The sequence below is a fragment of the Kribbella hippodromi genome (assembly GCF_039531045.1).
Lineage (GTDB): Bacteria > Actinomycetota > Actinomycetes > Propionibacteriales > Kribbellaceae > Kribbella > Kribbella hippodromi.
Window position 1 is genome coordinate 48,178 of sequence record NZ_BAAAPH010000023.1, and the last position, 16,731, is coordinate 64,908.

At 68.5% G+C, this 16,731-nt stretch carries 18 protein-coding genes; 12 read left to right on the forward strand and 6 right to left on the reverse strand.

The annotated features are described in order from the left end of the window. Positions 1-60: 60 nt before the first annotated feature. The 3 genes from ABD260_RS29655 to menD are packed head-to-tail and all read left to right on the forward strand — an operon-like array spanning position 61 to position 3,712. On the forward strand, positions 61-1,152 hold the full coding sequence (locus ABD260_RS29655) for an AMP-binding protein (protein WP_344238755.1): 1,092 nt from the start codon (positions 61-63) through the stop codon (positions 1,150-1,152). Further along, entirely contained in the window at positions 1,149-2,075 is a 927-nt protein-coding gene (locus ABD260_RS29660; RefSeq protein ID WP_344238757.1) for an o-succinylbenzoate synthase, read from the forward strand. Before ABD260_RS29655 ends, ABD260_RS29660 begins: the two co-directional genes overlap by 4 nt. Further along, entirely contained in the window at positions 2,072-3,712 is a 1,641-nt protein-coding gene (gene menD, locus ABD260_RS29665; RefSeq protein WP_344238759.1) for a 2-succinyl-5-enolpyruvyl-6-hydroxy-3-cyclohexene-1-carboxylic-acid synthase, read from the forward strand. Before ABD260_RS29660 ends, menD begins: the two co-directional genes overlap by 4 nt. Here the strand turns inward: menD and mptB are convergent. From mptB to ABD260_RS29685, 4 genes are all read right to left on the reverse strand, one after another. Beyond that, positions 3,699-5,123, reverse strand: coding sequence for a polyprenol phosphomannose-dependent alpha 1,6 mannosyltransferase MptB (gene mptB, locus ABD260_RS29670; protein ID WP_344238761.1), 1,425 nt, complete (start codon positions 5,121-5,123; stop codon positions 3,699-3,701). The two genes, menD and mptB, sit on opposite strands and share 14 nt — an antisense overlap. Before the next feature lie 49 nt (positions 5,124-5,172). Further along, positions 5,173-5,937: an ABC transporter permease gene (locus ABD260_RS29675; RefSeq protein WP_344238763.1), complete on the reverse strand. Its 765-nt coding sequence runs from the start codon at positions 5,935-5,937 to the stop codon at positions 5,173-5,175. Beyond that, positions 5,934-6,923 (reverse strand): ABC transporter ATP-binding protein, encoded by a 990-nt coding sequence (locus tag ABD260_RS29680; protein WP_344238765.1) that lies wholly within the window; start codon positions 6,921-6,923, stop codon positions 5,934-5,936. The genes ABD260_RS29675 and ABD260_RS29680 overlap by 4 nt, the downstream gene beginning before the upstream one ends. 96 nt (positions 6,924-7,019) lie before the next feature. Continuing rightward, complete coding sequence (locus tag ABD260_RS29685) at positions 7,020-7,649, reverse strand: PadR family transcriptional regulator (RefSeq protein ID WP_344238767.1); 630 nt, start codon at positions 7,647-7,649, stop codon at positions 7,020-7,022. 55 nt (positions 7,650-7,704) lie between these two features. Here ABD260_RS29685 and ABD260_RS29690 point away from each other — a divergent pair, with 55 nt between their 5' ends. After that, positions 7,705-7,872: a hypothetical protein gene (locus ABD260_RS29690; protein ID WP_344238769.1), complete on the forward strand. Its 168-nt coding sequence runs from the start codon at positions 7,705-7,707 to the stop codon at positions 7,870-7,872. Next, the gene (locus ABD260_RS29695) at positions 7,869-8,519 is read left to right on the forward strand and encodes a GNAT family N-acetyltransferase (RefSeq protein ID WP_344238771.1); all 651 of its coding nucleotides are present in this window, start codon (positions 7,869-7,871) and stop codon (positions 8,517-8,519) included. The genes ABD260_RS29690 and ABD260_RS29695 overlap by 4 nt, the downstream gene beginning before the upstream one ends. Here ABD260_RS29695 and ABD260_RS29700 read toward each other — a convergent pair. Together ABD260_RS29700 and ABD260_RS29705 are read right to left on the reverse strand one after the other, a co-directional pair. Next, positions 8,516-9,133, reverse strand: a complete 618-nt coding sequence (locus ABD260_RS29700; protein ID WP_344238773.1) for an MBL fold metallo-hydrolase — start codon at positions 9,131-9,133, stop codon at positions 8,516-8,518. The two genes, ABD260_RS29695 and ABD260_RS29700, sit on opposite strands and share 4 nt — an antisense overlap. 2 nt (positions 9,134-9,135) lie before the next feature. Further along, complete coding sequence (locus tag ABD260_RS29705; RefSeq protein WP_344238775.1) at positions 9,136-10,401, reverse strand: isochorismate synthase; 1,266 nt, start codon at positions 10,399-10,401, stop codon at positions 9,136-9,138. 308 nt (positions 10,402-10,709) lie between these two features. Here ABD260_RS29705 and ABD260_RS29710 point away from each other — a divergent pair, with 308 nt between their 5' ends. From ABD260_RS29710 to nuoE, 7 genes are all read left to right on the forward strand, one after another. Beyond that, positions 10,710-11,408, forward strand: a complete 699-nt coding sequence (locus ABD260_RS29710) for a demethylmenaquinone methyltransferase (RefSeq protein ID WP_344238777.1) — start codon at positions 10,710-10,712, stop codon at positions 11,406-11,408. A 153-nt stretch (positions 11,409-11,561) separates the two neighbouring features. Then, positions 11,562-12,875, forward strand: coding sequence for a geranylgeranyl reductase family protein (locus ABD260_RS29715; RefSeq protein ID WP_344238916.1), 1,314 nt, complete (start codon positions 11,562-11,564; stop codon positions 12,873-12,875). A gap of 90 nt (positions 12,876-12,965) precedes the next feature. After that, the gene (locus ABD260_RS29720; protein ID WP_184840174.1) at positions 12,966-13,325 is read left to right on the forward strand and encodes an NADH-quinone oxidoreductase subunit A; all 360 of its coding nucleotides are present in this window, start codon (positions 12,966-12,968) and stop codon (positions 13,323-13,325) included. Between the two features lies 1 nt (position 13,326). Beyond that, positions 13,327-13,881 (forward strand): NuoB/complex I 20 kDa subunit family protein, encoded by a 555-nt coding sequence (locus ABD260_RS29725; RefSeq protein WP_344238780.1) that lies wholly within the window; start codon positions 13,327-13,329, stop codon positions 13,879-13,881. Continuing rightward, on the forward strand, positions 13,878-14,585 hold the full coding sequence (locus tag ABD260_RS29730) for an NADH-quinone oxidoreductase subunit C (RefSeq protein WP_425553423.1): 708 nt from the start codon (positions 13,878-13,880) through the stop codon (positions 14,583-14,585). Before ABD260_RS29725 ends, ABD260_RS29730 begins: the two co-directional genes overlap by 4 nt. After that, positions 14,585-15,922, forward strand: a complete 1,338-nt coding sequence (locus ABD260_RS29735) for an NADH-quinone oxidoreductase subunit D (protein WP_344238782.1) — start codon at positions 14,585-14,587, stop codon at positions 15,920-15,922. Before ABD260_RS29730 ends, ABD260_RS29735 begins: the two co-directional genes overlap by 1 nt. After that, a complete protein-coding gene (gene nuoE, locus ABD260_RS29740; RefSeq protein WP_344238784.1) occupies positions 15,923-16,729 on the forward strand; it encodes an NADH-quinone oxidoreductase subunit NuoE in 807 nt (268 codons plus the stop codon). It abuts the gene before it with no gap. Positions 16,730-16,731: the final 2 nt, after the last annotated feature.

Genomic DNA, 16,731 nt, shown 5'->3' on the forward strand with positions numbered 1-16,731 from the left:
GGTCGATTCTGTCAGCCGGGAGCCGAGCGGCCGGAGGCGGGCCGTACGCTCATCATTGTCATGTCTAAGTTGCGACTGGTTCCGGGGACGCCGGACGGAGTGCTGGCGGCGCTCGCCGGGCTGCTGGACGGCAGCGGTACGCCGTTCGCGCCGGTGCCCGAGGACGCGGTCGGGGCCGCGCGCGTACGCCAGGCGGCCGCGCCGGATCAGCCGATCGAGGACGGCGCCGGTGTGGTGCTGACCACATCGGGCTCGTCGGGTGAACCGAAGGGCGTGCTGCTGTCGCGGGAGGCCCTGATCGCCTCGGCCGTGGCCACCCACGACCGGCTCGGCGGTCCAGGGCAGTGGCTGCTCCCGATGAAGCCGTACTTCGTCGGCGGCCTGCAGATCCTCACCCGTTCGCTGATCGCCGGCACCACACCGGTTGTGGCTACGGACAACTTCACGGCCGCCGCGCGGAAGCTGACCGGTGTACGGCGCTACACGGCGATGGTCCCGACCCAGCTGGCGCGCTACCTGGACACCGACCTGGACGGCCTGCGCCTGTTCGACGCGATCATCATCGGCGGGGCGTCGACGCCGGAGCCGCTCAAGGCCCGCGCCGCGGCCGCCGGGGTCACCGCGATCCCGGCGTACGGGATGACCGAAACCGGCAGCGGCTGCGTGTACGCCGGCGTACCGCTGGACGGTACGTCGATCAAGCTGGACGACGGCCGGATCATGATCAAGGGCACCACGCTGTTCTCCGGGTACCGCCTGCGCCCCGAGCTGACTGCGGAGGTGCTGCGGGACGGCTGGTTCCGTACGCAGGACCGGGGTGAGCTGGTGGACGGTCGGCTGCATGTGGTTGGACGCGTGGACGACGTGGTGATCTCGGGTGGGGTGAACGTCACGCTGACCACTGTGCAGGCGCGGCTGCTGGAGCATCCGCGAGTGAAGGACGCTGTCGTACTGGGCGTACCGGACGCGGACTGGGGGACCAGAGTGGTCGCCTTCGTTGTGGGGGAGCCGTCCAGGGATGAGCTGCGGGACTGGATCAGCGAGCTGTTGCCGCGTACTTGGGCGCCGCAGGACGTGATCGCGCTGGACGCGTTGCCGATGCTTGCCTCGGGCAAGGTTGATCGCCAGCGGTTGCTGGAGGGCGTGCGGTGATCACGTACTCCATCGGGTTGAAGAACAAGTTCCGCGGCATCACTGTCCGCGAGGGCATGCTGTTCGAAGGTCCGGCCGGCTGGGCGGAGTGGAGTCCGTTCCTGGACTACGACGACGCCACCTGTGTGTCCTGGCTGCGGGCGGCGCGGGAGGCAGCGGAGTACGGGTGGCCGGCGCCGGTACGCGACCGCATCCCCGTGAACTGCACTGTGCCGGCCGTCGGCCCAGAACGAGCTGCGGAGCTGGTCAAAGCATCAGGATGCAGTACGGCGAAGGTAAAAGTGGCTGAACCGGGTCAGACCCTCGCTGACGATCTGGAACGAGTCGAAGCAGTACGGGACGCGATCGGCACCGGGCGCGTACGCATCGACGCGAACGGTGCCTGGTCTGTGGATCAGGCTGTGTACAACCTCAAACAACTGCAGCGGTTCGACCTGGAGTACGTGGAGCAGCCGTCCGCGACAGTGGAGGAGCTGGCAGAAGTGCGGCGGCGTACGGACGTACTGGTTGCTGCTGACGAGTCGATCCGACGTGCCGAAGACCCACTGCGCGTACGGGAGCTGGATGCCGCTGACATAGCGGTACTGAAGGTGCAGCCCATAGGAGGCGTCCGTGCCTGTTTGGAGATCGCGGAGCGCATCGGACTGCCCGTAGTGGTGTCGTCAGCACTGGAGACGTCAGTAGGGATCGCTGCGGGCGTCGCACTCGCCGCGGCGCTGCCCGAGCTCCCGTACGCGTGCGGTCTTGCCACCGTGTCGATGTTCACCCACGAAGTGGTCGCCGAGCCGTTGCTGGCGGTCGACGGGCACTTGCCGGTCAAACGCATCACACCAGACCCCCAACTGCTTGAAGCAGCCCGTGCGGACGCGGACCGGACCAAGGTCTGGGAAGAACGGATGTCCCGAGTGAGGAGTGCCGGATGAACCCGTCCACGGCGTTCGCGACGGTTGTCGTCGACGAGCTGATCCGGTGCGGCGTACGCGAGGCTGTGGTGTCACCGGGGTCGCGGAGCGCGCCGCTAGCGCTGGCACTCGCGGCTGCCGACCGTGACGGCCGGCTCCGGCTGCACGTCCGGATCGACGAGCGCACGGCCGGGTTCCTCGCCATTGGGCTGATGCGCGGCAGCGGCCTGCCGGTTCCTGTTGTGACCACGTCCGGTACGGCGGTGGCGAACCTGCACCCCGCAGTGCTCGAAGCGTCGCACAGTGGTCTCCCGCTGATCGTGCTGAGTGCGGACCGCCCACCGACGCTGCGGGGCAGTGGTGCGAACCAGACAACCGATCAGCTGAAGGTGTTCGGCTCTGCGATCCGCCTGTTCCACGAGATGGGCGCTCCGGTGCGGGAGATCGGCCAGGTCGCGTACTGGCGCTCGCAGGTCGCGCGGGCAGTAGCGAGCGCGACCGGAGCCCGCAGCGCCGACCCCGGGCCCGTACAGCTCAACTGCCCGCTGTCGGAGCCGCTGGTGCCGACAGAAGGGCCGGAGTGGCCAGAGCCGTTGGAGGGACGCAGTACTGGGCCGTGGACCGCGGTGCACGCGGCAGCTGGCCGACCGGCGGCTGTGTCGCCCGGTCCGAAGACCGTGGTGGTTGCGGGCGATGGTGCGTCGCAGGCCGCGCGGCTGGTCGCGGAGGCGGGGCAGTGGCCGTTGTTTGCCGAGCCGTCGAGCCGAGCGCGTACCGGTCCGGCAGTCATCTCAGCGTACCGGTTGTTGCTGCAGGCAACTGAGCTGGCGACTGAGATCGAGCGTGTCCTCGTCTTCGGCCACCCGACGCTGTCTCGGCCGGTCTCCCAGTTGCTGGCGCGTCCGGACGTCGAGGTGATCGTGGTGTCGCCGACCGGTTCGTGGCCGGACCCGGCCCGGCGCGCGGCCTCGGTGGTCACCGGGCTCGAGGTCACCGGCGCCGATGAGACCGACTGGCTGGCGCGCTGGCAGCACGCCGACCAGCTGGCCCGCCCAGCCATTGAAAAGGAGCTAGGCGACGGTTTGAATGGGCCGCGGATCGCCGCTCTGGTCGGTGAAGCGGTCGGTGCCGACGGCATGCTCGTGGTCGCTTCGTCGAACCCGATCCGCGATCTCGATCTCGCGCCGGTCGTGCCGATCCGCACCATCGCCAACCGGGGCCTGGCCGGCATCGACGGCACGATCTCGACCGCCGTGGGCGCCGCGCTGGCGAACGCCGGGCCGACGTACGCGCTGATCGGGGATCTCGCCTTCCTGCACGACAGCAACGGCCTGGTGATCGGGCCGGACGAGGCCCGGCCCGACCTGCGGATCATCGTCGTCAACGACAACGGTGGCGGGATCTTCTCCACCTTGGAACAAGGCGATCCGTCGCACGCGACCCACTTCGAGCGCGTCTTCGGTACGCCGCACAACGTCGACCTGTCCGCACTGTGCGCGGCGACTGGTACCCCGTACACGCTGGTCGGGACTGTGGACGAGCTGCGGGCGGCGCTCGTACCGGCTGTTGCCGGGATGGATGTGATCGAGGTGCGGATCGCCCGCGACGGGCACCGCCCGCTGGGCCAGTCGCTTGTCGCGGCGCTCAAGCAGCTGTAACTGGCACCTTCGCCGGCTTCCGCGCCGGATGCAGCGTACGGACGTGGTTGAGCAGCGGCAGGGCCACTGCGATCACCAGCGCGGTGGTGGTGAGGATGGGGATGGTTGCGCCGCGCAGCGACGAGTTGAGCGGTGCGGCGATGGTGAAGATCAGACTGACCGCGGTCATGATCGTGGTCAGTCTGCGACCGGGGCGTGCCACGGCCAGGAAGGGCATGCACCACAGGAAGTACCAGTCGTGTGCGCTTGGGCCCAGTACGACCACTGCGAGCAGTGCGATGCCGACAGCGCGGGCCGCGTAGTGGATGGACGACCGGAGACTCAGGAGCGCGATCAGCCCGAGTGCGGCGACCATACCGACCAGTCTGACGATCTGGAGGGCTTGCGCTGCCGCCGTGTCTTCGCCCAGCCAGCCGAGTACGCCGGACGCGGCCATGCCGATCAGGTTGGCGATGGAGAAGGGCGAACGGACCAGTCCAGGTACGTCGAGTGCGCCGAGCCAGCCGGAGCCGACACCTGTCAGTGCACCGATGGTGACCAGCGTCAGTACGGACACCGCACCAGCAATGGCCAGGCTGGCGAACCGGTGCAGCCGTCCGGCGAGTGGGCTCATCACTGCGGCAATGGCGATCACCACAAGACCACCGGGGAGTTTCACTGCGGCTGCTACACCGGCGACGACAGCTGCCGTACCCCACCGGCCGGTCAGCGCCAGCGCGAAGGCACTACAGGCCAGTCCGATCATCAGTACGTCGTTGTGGGCCGCACCGATGCCGTGCGTGAGCAGCATCGGGTTCAGTACGACCAGCCAGGTCGCGAAAGCCGGATCGACTCGACAGGCGGTGGCCAGCCGCGGTACGGACCAGGCGATGAGCACTATGCCCAGTACGGCGAGGAGGCGGTGCGCCAGCATCAGTACGTACGGGTCCATGGTGACGTGGGCGGCCAGACCGCCGTACGCGAGTGGTAGCGGTCCGTACGGCGCTGGGGTCTGCATCCACATCGGGTCAACCGCCTCGACGATGTGGCCGGACAGTACGCCGGGGCCGACCTCGTACGGGTTGTAGCCCTTGGCGACCAGTGCGCCTTGTGCCGCGTAGCTCCAGGCGTCGCGACTGAACAGTGGCGGCGCAAGGAGCAGTGGCGCACTCCAGTACGCGACGTAGCGCAGGAGGGGGAGCCGTTCGCCGGCCATCACGCGGCGGCCCACGGTCAGCCAGGCCCAGGCCAGCAGCCCGAGCCCGGCGACCATGAACGTCAGACCTAGCATCCGCCCAGTCAGCGTGTGCCGCAGGTCGCCGGTGACCGGCAGTGCGGCCACCCAAGACGACGGGGGCACCACCGAAGTCACCAGACTCGCTACGGCGACTACGACGGCGCCTACGACTCCACGGGCGACCGGCGAGCGCATGAGCGGACCGTAGCGCCGCCGGGCGACCCGTGGATGAACAGCAGGTAGATCAGGCGGATTCCTTGCGGAAGGTGCGCGCACCGACCGCCAGGCCGACGATCGTCAGCAGTACCACCCAGAACAGACCCCACAGCGACGACGAGCTGGTGATGTCGCCACGGAACAAGGCGCGTACGCCGTTGACCACGTGCTTCAGCGGACTGATGTCGGACAGCCGCTGCAACCAGGCCGGACCGATCTGCATCGGCAGCAGGATGCCGGACAGCAGCAGCAACGGCATCGCGATGCCGTTCAGCAGCGGCGCCAGTGCGTCCTCGCTCTTGGTGATCAGCGCGACCGAGTACGACAGTGAAGCGAACGTCGCGCCCAGCAGAGCCACGATGACTAGGGAGAGCAGCACGCCACCCCACGGGGCACGGAGGCCCAGCGGAAGTGCGGCGAGCAGCAGGAGTACGGACTGCGCGACCAGTACGACAACGTCCCGCAGTACGCGCCCGGCCATCAAGGCGATCCGGGACGCCGGTGTCACCCGGTCGGCCTCGATCACGCCGGCCCGGTACTCGGCGATCAGTCCGAAGCCGACGAACATCGCGCCGAACATCCCCAGCTGGACGATCAGGCCGGGGATGAACACCTGGTACGCGTTCGTGGTGGCGCCCTGGCTGATCTGGGCGGTGATCGGCTTCAGCAGCGGGCCGAACAGGAACAGGTACATCAGCGGCTGGCTGAGCATCAGGATCGACCACATCGGGTTCCGCAGCGACAGCCGCATCGCCCGGTTGAACACGATCCACGTTTCCCTGAGCACGGTCATGCCACCGTCTCCTTCTCGGTCTCGGCCGGGGCGGTGTCCTCGTCGCGGAGGGAGCGGCCGGTCATGGTCAGGAACACGTCGTCCAGCGTCGGGCGGTGCACCTCGACGCCGGCCAGTTCGATGCCTTGGGCATCGATCGAGCGGAGCAGCCCGGGCAGCACCGAACCGCCGCGCGGGATCCGGAAACCGACCACGTCGGCGTCGGTCTCGACCTCGATCGCGCCGTCCAGCTCGCGGGCGATCTTCATCACCGACGGGGCGTCGGCGACATTCGCCAGGCTGAGCCGGACCGCGTCGCCGGACACCTGCTGCTTCAGGGCATCGGGCGTACCGGAGGCGACGATCTTGCCGTGGTCGATGACCAGAATCCGGTCGCAGAGCGCGTCCGCCTCGTCCAGGTAGTGCGTGGTGAGGAAGATCGTCGCGCCGCGCTGCCGCAGCTGCCGGATGTGCTCCCAGAGGTTCGCCCGCGCCTGCGGGTCGAGCCCGGTGGTCGGTTCGTCCAGGAAGATCAGCTTCGGATCGTGGATCAGACCCATCACGATGTCCAGCCGCCGGCGCTGACCACCGGACAGGGTCTTGCTCTGCCGGCGCCACAGCCCCGGCAGGTCGAGCTCCTCGAACAGCCGCTGACCGTCGGCCGCGGCCTTCGCCTTGGACACGCCGTACAGCCGCGCGTGGTCGACCACTTCGTCACCGGCGATCGCCTCGGGCAAGGTGGAGCCGCTCTGCGGTACGTACCCGATGCCGCGCCGGACGCCGACCGGGTCCTTCGCGAGATCACAGCCGGCCACCGTCGCGGTGCCGCTGGTCGGCTTGATCAGGGTCGCCAGCATCCGCATCGTGGTGGTCTTGCCGGCCCCGTTCGGGCCGAGGAAGCCGACGATCTCCCCGTCGGCGACGTCCAGATCGACCCCCTGCACGGCCTGGACCGGGCCGCGTTTCGTCTTGAAGGTGCGGACCAGTCCGCGTGCTTCGATCATCATCCGGCCAGTGTGGATGATCAACTTTGACTAGTCAATCTTGATTAGTCGGGCCGAAGGGTGGCGGGAAGGCGGATTCGGGCGGCTGTGGGGTGGGTTTCAGACGCTGGGTGGGTTGGGGATTTCGCCCCAGTGGGTGATCATGCCCGGGTGCGGCGCCCAGTCGGCCGGTTCGCCCGCGAAGGCGTATGCGCCGTTCATGATGCGCTCGGCGAACTCCCGCGTCCAGCGCAATTCGCCGGTGTCACGGGCGGCGGTGATCCGGTACATCTCCAGTACGTGGTCCGGGGTGGCCGGGTCCTCGAGGATCTGGCGTTCCGAGAACGGCTGCGCCGTGAGCGCGGCTTCCAGCTGGCTGATCCGCGCCTCGAGCGCCGTGATCACCTCGTCCCGGCGCAGCGACCACACGAAGCTCAGCGTGGCCTGCATCTTGTCCGGGTGATACGCGTCGACCGTCCAGAGCATGCTCCGGAGCAACGAGAAGTACTCCGTCTCACCGTCCGCGGTCAGCTTGTACGACGTACGCCCCGGCCGCCGCGCCCCGTCCTCGGCCACCTCCAGCAAGTACCCGTGCTTGGCGAGCGTCCGCAGCCCGGTGTAGATCGACCCCGGATTGATGTTCGCCCACGCCTGCACGTTCCACGTCATCAACTCACGCCGCAACTGATACCCGTACGCCGGCTGAAAAATCCGCACAACCCCAAGCAACAACAACCGCGTGGTGGACATACCCGCAGTCTAAGTCCGCCTCGCACCCCCACCCGCGAGGCGTACGCTCCGCACCATGGATGTCCGCGTGACGACCGACCCGCACCTGTTCCGGCAGACCGTCTTCCCTTTCCTGCAACAGGATCCGGTCCTGCACACCCTCATCCTCACCATCGTCCACACCCAGACAGCCATCCCCACCCCTGAGCCGTCGTACTCGTCTCCGTCCACGACCCGGAGGTGATCGGCGCCGCGATCCGCACGCCAGGACGGCACGTGTACGTCGGCGCGCTCCACCCGGACCTCGCCGACCCGGTCGCCGACGCCTTCGCCGGCGTACTGCCCGAACTCAGCGGGGTAGCAGGCGACCGAGCCGCGGCGGTCAGGTTCGGCAAACGCTGGCAGGCCCACCGCGGCGGCCAAGCAACCGAAACCCGCGGCACCCGCCTGCACAAACTCACCGAGTTCACCCCGCTGACGGCCGGCGCGGGGCATCCGCGGTTGATGACGAGCGCGGAGATCGACCTGGTTGCGGGCTGGGCTCGGGACGGATTCCCGGAGGAGCTGGGCAGCCAACGCCGCGAGTGGGCTGAGCGGCAACTGGAGCAGCAGACGATGTGGATCTGGGAGGTCGGCGGGGTTCCGGTTTGCATGGTGGGGTGCCGGGTGCCGCTCTTTGGGGTTAGTCGGGTGGGGCCGGTGTATACGCCGCCGGAGTGGCGGCGGCGTGGGTTTGCGGGGGCGTTGACCAGTCAGGTGTCTGCGGGGATTGTTGCTGGTGGCAATCAAGCGTGTTTGTACACGGATCTGGACAACGCGACGTCGAACAAGATCTACCGCCGGATCGGGTACCGGCCGGTGGCGGACTTTGTGGATGTGGTGCTGGGTTAGCTGATTTCCAGGGAGTTGCCGGGGGTGAGGGCGTGGTACGGGCGGTCGTCGGAGTTCAGGAAGCGCGAGAACATGGATTGGCCGATGGGGCTGAGGATGGCGTCGTGGATGCCTACGAGCTGGGCGGACTTGACCGTGCGGGCGTAGTCGACGGCTGGTGGGAGGGCGAACCAGGGGCCGGAGATCGGGACCAGGTTGGTGTGTACGGCACGATCCGGCTGGGTGAATGAGTCGCCCGGGTGGTACACGGCGTCCTCGATCAGGAAGCCGACGTTCTCGCACGGTACGCCCCACTCGGGCAGGATCACCGCGTGGTCGTTGCCGTACGCGCTGACTGCGAAACCGGCCGCCTCGAACGACTGCCCGCCGGCCACCACGTGCACGCGATCGCCCAGCGCCGTCAGCTGTGCGGCCACCCCAGCGTTCGTGTACACGGGTACGTCGAGCGCGGCGACCCGGTCCACATCGAGATGATCCTGGTGCTCATGCGTGACCAGGATCGCGTCGGCGCGCTCGAACGCCGCGTCCTCGCTGAACGAACCCGGGTCGACCAGCAGCGTCTTCCCGTCCTTCTCCAGCCGGACACAAGCGTGCGCGAACTTCGTCAGCTTCACAGTCAGTCTCCCAACGCGTCTCTCATCGGCACCAGCTTGGCGTTCGTCTCGGCGAGTTCGGCGTCCGGGTTGGACCCGGCGACGATCCCGGCGCCCGCGAACAGGCGCATCCGGCGCGGTTCGTCCGGGTCGGCCTGGCCGCAGCGCAACGCGATGCACCACTCGCCGTCCCCGGCCGCGTCCATCCAGCCGACCGGCCCGCTGAACCGGCCGCGCTGCATGCCTTCGATCTCGCCGATCAGGTCCCGCGCGACCGGCGTCGGCGTGCCGCAGACTGCCGCGGACGGGTGCAGCGCGGCGGCCAGCCCGAGCGCGGAGGCGCCGTTGTTCGCGACGCCGGCCACGTCGGTGGCCAGATGCATCACATTCGGCAGGTGCAGTACGAACGGCGTCTCGGGAACGTTCATCGAGGTGCAATGCGGTTCGAGCGCATCCGCCACCGAGCGCACCGCGAACTCGTGTTCTTCCAGGTCCTTCGACGACCGTGCGAGCGAGGCGGCCAGCGCCAGGTCGTGCGCGTCGTCGCCGGTCCGCCGGATCGTCCCGGCCAGCACCCGGGACGTGATCAGGCCCTTCTCCCGGCGTACGAGCAGCTCCGGGGTGGCGCCGATCAGTCCGTCGACGGAGAACGTCCAGCAATTCGGGTACGCCGTCGCGAGCCGGTGCAGCGGCCAGCGGAGGTCGATGGGCTGGGCCGCGATCGCGATCAGGTCCCGCGCCAGCACCACCTTGTCGAGTTCGCCGGCGGTGATCCGGCGGACCGCGTCGGCGACGATGCTCGACCAGTCGGTCCCGGTCCGGGCGCCGTCGGCGAAGGTCACGTCGTACACCGGTGCCGGCTCGTGCACGGCCAGCTCCGGCGGCGCGGTCAGCGAACTGGCCGGGGAGACCGTGGTCACCCAGGTGGTGTCGCCGCGCCGGCCGACGATCACCTTCGGTACGACCAGCTCACCCGGATCCTGGTCGGTGAAGCCGAACGATCCGAAGCAGATCAGCCCGGACCCCGGTACGCCGACCTCGTCGCGCACCACCGCGGTCGCGGTCAGCTGCTTCCACCAGCTCATCGCGTCCTGGAAGCGGTTGCCACCGGCAACATCGAGCCGGGCCGCCGTACCCCAGCCGATCTGCCCGTCGCCGCGCCGGACCCAGGCCAGCCCGCCGTCGGGCGGCAGGTGGTCGAGCAGTTGCGCCGACACGCCGTCCACGCGCTGGCTGCGGATCACCAGCCGCGGTGCTTGCGACCGACCCACCGGTTCGGACACGCTCACAGGCCCACCCCTCGCTCGTGCTCCGGCCCCGGGTCACGGTGGCCGGACAGGATCACTGGAGATGCACTCACGAAATGCAAGAGTATGCCTCCCCGATGTCCAGCCGATTTCGGTGCCGCTCAACCCCGTGATCAACCTCGCGTCCTCCATCGCCCTCCGCGCACCATCTCCGGCGCCCATGCGGGCGCCTCGCTGCGTTGGAGGACAGGGCACGATGAACCCCGCATCGAGCCCTGCCCTCCGCCTTGCGATGCACCCACCTGGACACCGGAGCTGGCACACGGAGAGCGATGCAGGACACTAGACAAGTGACCCGCGCAGATCTCAGCAAGGACCCGCAGGCCGTGGCGGCCATGTTCGACAACGTGGCCGAGGGGTACGACCGGACCAACGCGGTCGCGACGATGGGTCTGGAGAAGCTGTACTGGCGGCCGGCGACCTTGACCGAGATCGCGCCGCGGAAGGGGATGAAGATCCTCGACCTGGCCGCCGGGACCGGCGCGTCCAGCATCCGGCTGCGGGAGGCCGGCGCCGAGGTGGTGTCCTGCGACTTCTCGGTCGGGATGCTGACCGTCGGCAAGCGGCGCTACCCGGAGCTGGACCTGATCGCGGGCGACGCGCTCCGGCTGCCGTTCGCGGACGAGACGTTCGACGTGGTGACGATCTCCTGGGCGCTGCGCAACGTCAACGACGTGCCGCTGGCGCTGGCCGAGATGCTCCGGGTCACCCGCCCGGGCGGCCGGCTGGTCGTCCTCGAGCAGTCGCACCCGACCTGGAAGCCGTTCCGGGTGGTGTACCTGGAGTACATGATGCGCGCGGTGCCCGCGGTCGCGAAGGTGGTCTCGACCAACCCGGAGGCGTACGAGTACCTGGCCGAATCCACCCGGGCCTGGCTGCCCCAGCAACCCCTGGCCGAGGCGATCGAGGCGGCCGGCTGGACCAGGGCCCAATGGCGCAACCTCAGCGGCGGCCTGGTGGCCATCCACCGGGGTGTGAAGCCCAGTTAATTACGCAACGGAAATTATGCGTAATTGGCTTGTCCGCAAGGCGGTTGGGGTGAGTTTCGTGTCGGCGTCAGGCAGTCCTAGACTGTCGGGTGTAGAGGCCTCGTGAATGCCTTCACGAGCGCGAACGCCCCCAACTTCCAGGCCGGGAAAGAGATGAGCCAGAGCGTGCCGAGCGGGCAGCAGGCGGAGACCGCCGATGTGATCGTGGTCGGTGCCGGACCCGCCGGATCGGCGGCGGCGTACCACCTGGCGAACGCCGGTCTCGACGTGCTGCTGCTGGAGAAGACCGCCTTCCCGCGGGAGAAGGTGTGCGGCGACGGGCTGACCCCGCGCGGCACCAAGCAGCTGATCAACATGGGCCTGGACATCTCCGAAGAGGCCGGCTGGATTCGCAACTACGGGCTCCGGATCCAGGGCGCCGGGCACCAGCTGCAGCTGGACTGGCCGGACCTGTCCAGCCACCCGAACTACGGCCTGACCCGGAACCGGATGGACTTCGACGACATGCTCGCCCGGCAGGCGGTGAAGGCCGGCGCGCGGCTGCGCGAGCGCACCAACGTCGGCGCGCCGATCCTGGACGAGCGCGGGCACATCGTCGGCGTGACCGCGAAGCCGGTCGACGACAACGGCCGCCGGGCCGGCGCGGACGTCGAGTTCCGGGCGCCGCTGGTGATGGCGGCGGACGGTAACTCGTCCCGGCTGAGCATCGCGATGGGCCTGCACAAGCGCGACGACCGCCCGATGGGCGTCGCGGTCCGGACGTACTTCACCAGCCCGCGGACCAACGACGACTACCTCGAGTCCTGGCTGGAGCTGTGGGCCGACGACCCGAAGCAGCCCGGCGGCAAGGTGCTGCTGCCCGGGTACGGCTGGATCTTCGGGATGGGCGACGGCACCGTGAACGTCGGCCTCGGCATCCTGAACACCTCGGACGCGTTCGGCAAGGTCGACTACGCCGACCTGCTGAAGCAGTGGCTGAAGGTGACGCCGGACGAGTGGCAGTTCCGCGACGAGTACCAGACCATCCCGATCCGGGGCGCCGCGCTGCCGATGGGTTTCAACCGGCAGCCGCACTACACCCGGGGCCTGATGCTGCTCGGCGACGCCGGCGGCATGGTCAACCCGTTCAACGGCGAGGGCATCCCGTACGCGATGGAGTCCGGGTCGTTCGCGGCCGAGGTCGCCGCCCAGGCCCTGCGCCGGCAGCCGAACCAGCGGGAGCGCGCGCTGTCGGCGTACCCGAAGGCCCTGAAGCAGGAGTACGGCGGGTACTACACGCTCGGCCGGATCTTCGTGAAGCTGATCGGAAATCCGGAGGTGATGCGGCTGTGCACCAAGTACGGTCTGCCGCGCACCACGCTGATGAAGTTCACCCTGAAGTTGCTGGCCAACCTCACCGACCCGCGCGACGGCGACGTGATGGACAAGATCATCAACGGCCTGACCAAGCTCGCACCGGCGGCCTGACCGGCGGGGCGAGTGCGCCGGGCCATCGGCGTACTGATACCAACTGACTGACAACCGACATCACCGGCTGAAGGAGGGAGCACGAGAGCGATGCACCCCTATACACCGATTCTCGCTCTTGGTGTGCTCGCGGCGCTCTTCGTGGCGGGCAGCATCACGGTAAGTGCGCTGGTCGGCCCGAAGCGGTACAACCGGGCCCGGCTGGACTCGTACGAGTGCGGCATCGAGCCGACTCCGCAGCCGGTCGGCGGTGGGCGCTTCCCGGTGAAGTACTACATCACCGCGATGCTGTTCATCGTGTTCGACATCGAGATCATCTTCCTCTACCCGTGGGCGGTCGCGTTCGACCAGATGGCCCTGTTCGGGCTGGTCGAGATGGTCATCTTCATCGTCACCGTCTTCATCGCCTACACGTACGTGTGGCGCCGCGGCGGACTGGAGTGGGACTGACATGGGTCTTGAGGAACAGCTTCCGGCCGGCGTACTGCTGAGCACCGTCGAAGGACTGCTCGGCTACATGCGCAAGGCCTCGTTGTGGCCGGCAACCTTCGGGCTGGCCTGCTGCGCGATCGAGATGATGACCACCGGCGCACCGCGCTACGACGCCGCCCGGTTCGGCATGGAGGTCTTCCGGGCGTCGCCGCGGCAGGCCGACCTGATGATCGTGGCCGGCCGGGTGAGCCAGAAGATGGCTCCGGTACTGCGCCAGATCTACGACCAGATGCCCGGCCCGAAGTGGGTGCTGGCGATGGGTGTCTGCGCCTCCTCCGGCGGCATGTTCAACAACTACGCGATCGTGCAGGGCGTGGACCACGTGGTCCCGGTCGACATGTACCTGCCCGGCTGCCCGCCGCGGCCGGAGATGCTGCTGGACGCGTTCCTGAAGATCCACGACCAGATCCAGCACATGAAGCTCGGCGCGCACAAGAAGGCGCTGCAGACCGAGCAGGAGGCGGCGGCCCTGGTCGCGGCGCCGACGATCGAGATGAAGGGGCTGCTCCGGTGAGCGACTCTCAGCCCGAGAACTTGCCGGCGACGTCGGCGGCGAGTGACGCGCAGACTCCGCAGGCCGAGGTGATCGACCAGCGCGAGGGCATGTTCGGCGTCCGCGGCACCGGTGACACCTCCGGTTTCGGTGGCCTGCAGCGCCAGATCGCGCTGCCCGGCAGCACCCCGCGCCCGTTCGGCTCCTGGTTCGACGGCGCGGTGGACCGGCTGGAAGGCCTGGCCGGCGAGGACGCGATCGAGAAGGTGGTCGTCGACCGCGGCGAGCTGACGCTGCACATCAAGCGCGAGCGGCTGGTCGAGGTCTGCAAGCACCTGCGGGACGATGAGGCGCTGCGGTTCGAGTTCTGCTCCGGCGTCAGCGGGGTGCACTACCCGAACGAGACCGGTCGCGAGCTGCACGCCGTGTACCACTTCCTGTCGATCACCAACAACCGCCGGATCCGGCTGGAGGTGTCGGCGCCGGACGCCGACCCGCACATCCCGTCGATCGTCTCGGTGTACCCGGCCAACGACTGGCACGAGCGCGAGACCTGGGACTTCTTCGGGATCGTCTTCGACGGTCACCCGGCGCTGACCCGGATTCAGATGCCCGACGACTGGCCGGGCCACCCGCAGCGCAAGGACTACCCGCTCGGCGGCATCGACGTCGAGTACAAGGGCGCTGTCATCCCACCGCCCGACACGCGGAGGTCGTACAACTAATGACCACTACCGACCCGTACGCGACCACTCGGGACACCACCGAGGGCAAGGTCTTCACGGTCACCGGCCAGGACTGGGACTTGGTCGTCTCCGGTCTCGGCGAGGAGCCGGAAGAGCGCGTCGTCGTCAACATGGGCCCGCAGCACCCGTCCACGCACGGCGTGCTCCGGCTGATTCTCGAGCTCGACGGTGAGAACGTGACCGAGGCCCGCTGCGGCATCGGCTACCTGCACACCGGCATCGAGAAGAACATGGAGTTCCGCTCCTGGACGCAGGGCGTCACGTTCGTCACCCGGATGGATTACCTGTCGCCGTTCTACAACGAGGCGGCGTACTGCCTCGCGGTCGAGAAGCTGCTCGGGATCGAGGACCAGATCCCGGAGAAGGCCAACGTGATGCGGGTGCTCCTGATGGAGCTCAACCGGATCAGCAGCCACCTGGTCTGTATCGCCACCGGCGGTATGGAGATCGGTGCGCTGACGGTGATGACGATCGGCTTCCGTGAGCGGGAGATGACGCTCGACCTGTTCGAGCTGATCACCGGCCTGCGGATGAACCACGCGTTCATCCGGCCGGGCGGTGTCGCCCAGGACCTGCCGCCGGGCGCGCTGGACAAGATCCGCGAGTACATCACCTGGATGAACAAGCACCTCCCGGAGTACGCGGAGCTGTGCAACGCGAACCCGATCTTCAAGGCCCGGCTGGGCAACGTCGGCTATCTGGACCTGGCCGGCTGCATGGCGCTCGGCATCTCCGGCCCGACGGTGCGCTCGACCGGGTACGCGCTGGACCTGCGCAAGTCCCAGCCGTACTGCGGCTACGAGACGTACGACTTCGACGTACCGACCTGGGACACCTCGGACTCGTACGGACGGTTCCGGGTCCGGCTGCAGGAGATGCACGAGTCGCTGAAGATCGTCGAGCAGTGCGCCGACCGGCTGGAGAAGATGGACGGCGAGCCGGTGATGGTGGCGGACAAGAAGATCGGCTGGCCGAGCCAGCTGGCGGTCGGCTCCGACGGCATGGGCAACTCCCTCGACCACATCAAGCACATCATGGGCGAGTCGATGGAAGCGCTGATCCATCACTTCAAGCTGGTCACCGAGGGCTTCCGGGTGCCGGCCGGCCAGGCGTACGTGGCGATCGAGTCGCCGCGCGGTGAACTCGGCGCGCACGTCGTCTCCGACGGCGGCACCAAGCCGTACCGGGTGCACTTCCGTGACCCGTCCTTCGCAAACCTGCAGGCGATGCCGATCATGTGCGAGGGCGGCCAGGTCGCCGACGTGATCGTCGCCGTCGCCAGCCTTGACCCGGTGATGGGTGGAGTGGACCGCTAAATGGCCGAGAACCACACGACGAACAGCGAGACGACGGTGCCCTACAGCACCGGCGACTCCAAGATCACCGAGACCACGGTCGCCGAGCTGCGCGAGATCGCGGCCCGGTACCCGGAGGCGCGGTCAGCGCTGCTGCCGATGCTGCACCTGGTGCAGTCGGTCGAGGGCCGGATCACCCCCGAGGGCATCGAGGTGTGTGCCGAGATCCTCGGCCAGACCGGTGCCGAGGTGTCGGCGGTGGCCACCTTCTACACGATGTACAAGCGCCGTCCGGTCGGCGAGTACCACGTCGGCGTCTGCACCAACACGCTCTGCGCGGTGATGGGCGGCGACCTGATCTTCGACCGGCTGAAGCAGCACCTGGACGTCGGCAACGACGAGACCACCGAGGACGGCAAGATCACCCTCGAGCACCTCGAGTGCAACGCCGCCTGCGACTACGCGCCGGTGATGATGGTGAACTGGGAGTTCTTCGACGACATGACGCCGGAGAGCGCGACCCAGCTGGTCGACGACCTGCGCGACGGTACCGAGGTGAAGTCGCCGCGCGGCGCCACCATCTGCACCTGGCGCGAGGCCGAGCGGGTGCTGGCCGGGTTCCCGGACGGCCGCGCCGACGAGGGCCCGACCGGCGGCAAGGCCACGCTGGCCGGCCTGCGGCTGGCCCGCGAACGCAACTGGACCGCCCCGGGCGGCAACGGCGGCACTCCGGCGCCGCTGGAGACCCCGCCGGGCCCGCGCCCGGAGGACCAGCCGGGCCGTGAGTCCCAGGCCGTGCGTTCCGACGACTCCCGGAAGGAGGACTGACC

Excerpts from the sequence above, each read along its gene's own strand:
- ABD260_RS29655 (WP_344238755.1), top strand. The coding sequence starts at position 61 with ATGTCTAAGTTGCGACTGGTTCCGGGGACGCCGGACGGAGTGCTGGCG.
- menD (WP_344238759.1), top strand. The coding sequence starts at position 2,072 with ATGAACCCGTCCACGGCGTTCGCGACGGTTGTCGTCGACGAGCTGATC.
- mptB (WP_344238761.1), bottom strand. The coding sequence starts at position 5,123 with ATGCGCTCGCCGGTCGCCCGTGGAGTCGTAGGCGCCGTCGTAGTCGCC.
- ABD260_RS29675 (WP_344238763.1), bottom strand. The coding sequence starts at position 5,937 with ATGACCGTGCTCAGGGAAACGTGGATCGTGTTCAACCGGGCGATGCGG.
- ABD260_RS29680 (WP_344238765.1), bottom strand. The coding sequence starts at position 6,923 with ATGATGATCGAAGCACGCGGACTGGTCCGCACCTTCAAGACGAAACGC.
- ABD260_RS29685 (WP_344238767.1), bottom strand. The coding sequence starts at position 7,649 with ATGTCCACCACGCGGTTGTTGTTGCTTGGGGTTGTGCGGATTTTTCAG.
- ABD260_RS29690 (WP_344238769.1), top strand. The coding sequence starts at position 7,705 with ATGGATGTCCGCGTGACGACCGACCCGCACCTGTTCCGGCAGACCGTC.
- ABD260_RS29715 (WP_344238916.1), top strand. The coding sequence starts at position 11,562 with ATGAGCCAGAGCGTGCCGAGCGGGCAGCAGGCGGAGACCGCCGATGTG.
- ABD260_RS29720 (WP_184840174.1), top strand. The coding sequence starts at position 12,966 with ATGCACCCCTATACACCGATTCTCGCTCTTGGTGTGCTCGCGGCGCTC.
- ABD260_RS29725 (WP_344238780.1), top strand. The coding sequence starts at position 13,327 with ATGGGTCTTGAGGAACAGCTTCCGGCCGGCGTACTGCTGAGCACCGTC.
- ABD260_RS29735 (WP_344238782.1), top strand. The coding sequence starts at position 14,585 with ATGACCACTACCGACCCGTACGCGACCACTCGGGACACCACCGAGGGC.
- nuoE (WP_344238784.1), top strand. The coding sequence starts at position 15,923 with ATGGCCGAGAACCACACGACGAACAGCGAGACGACGGTGCCCTACAGC.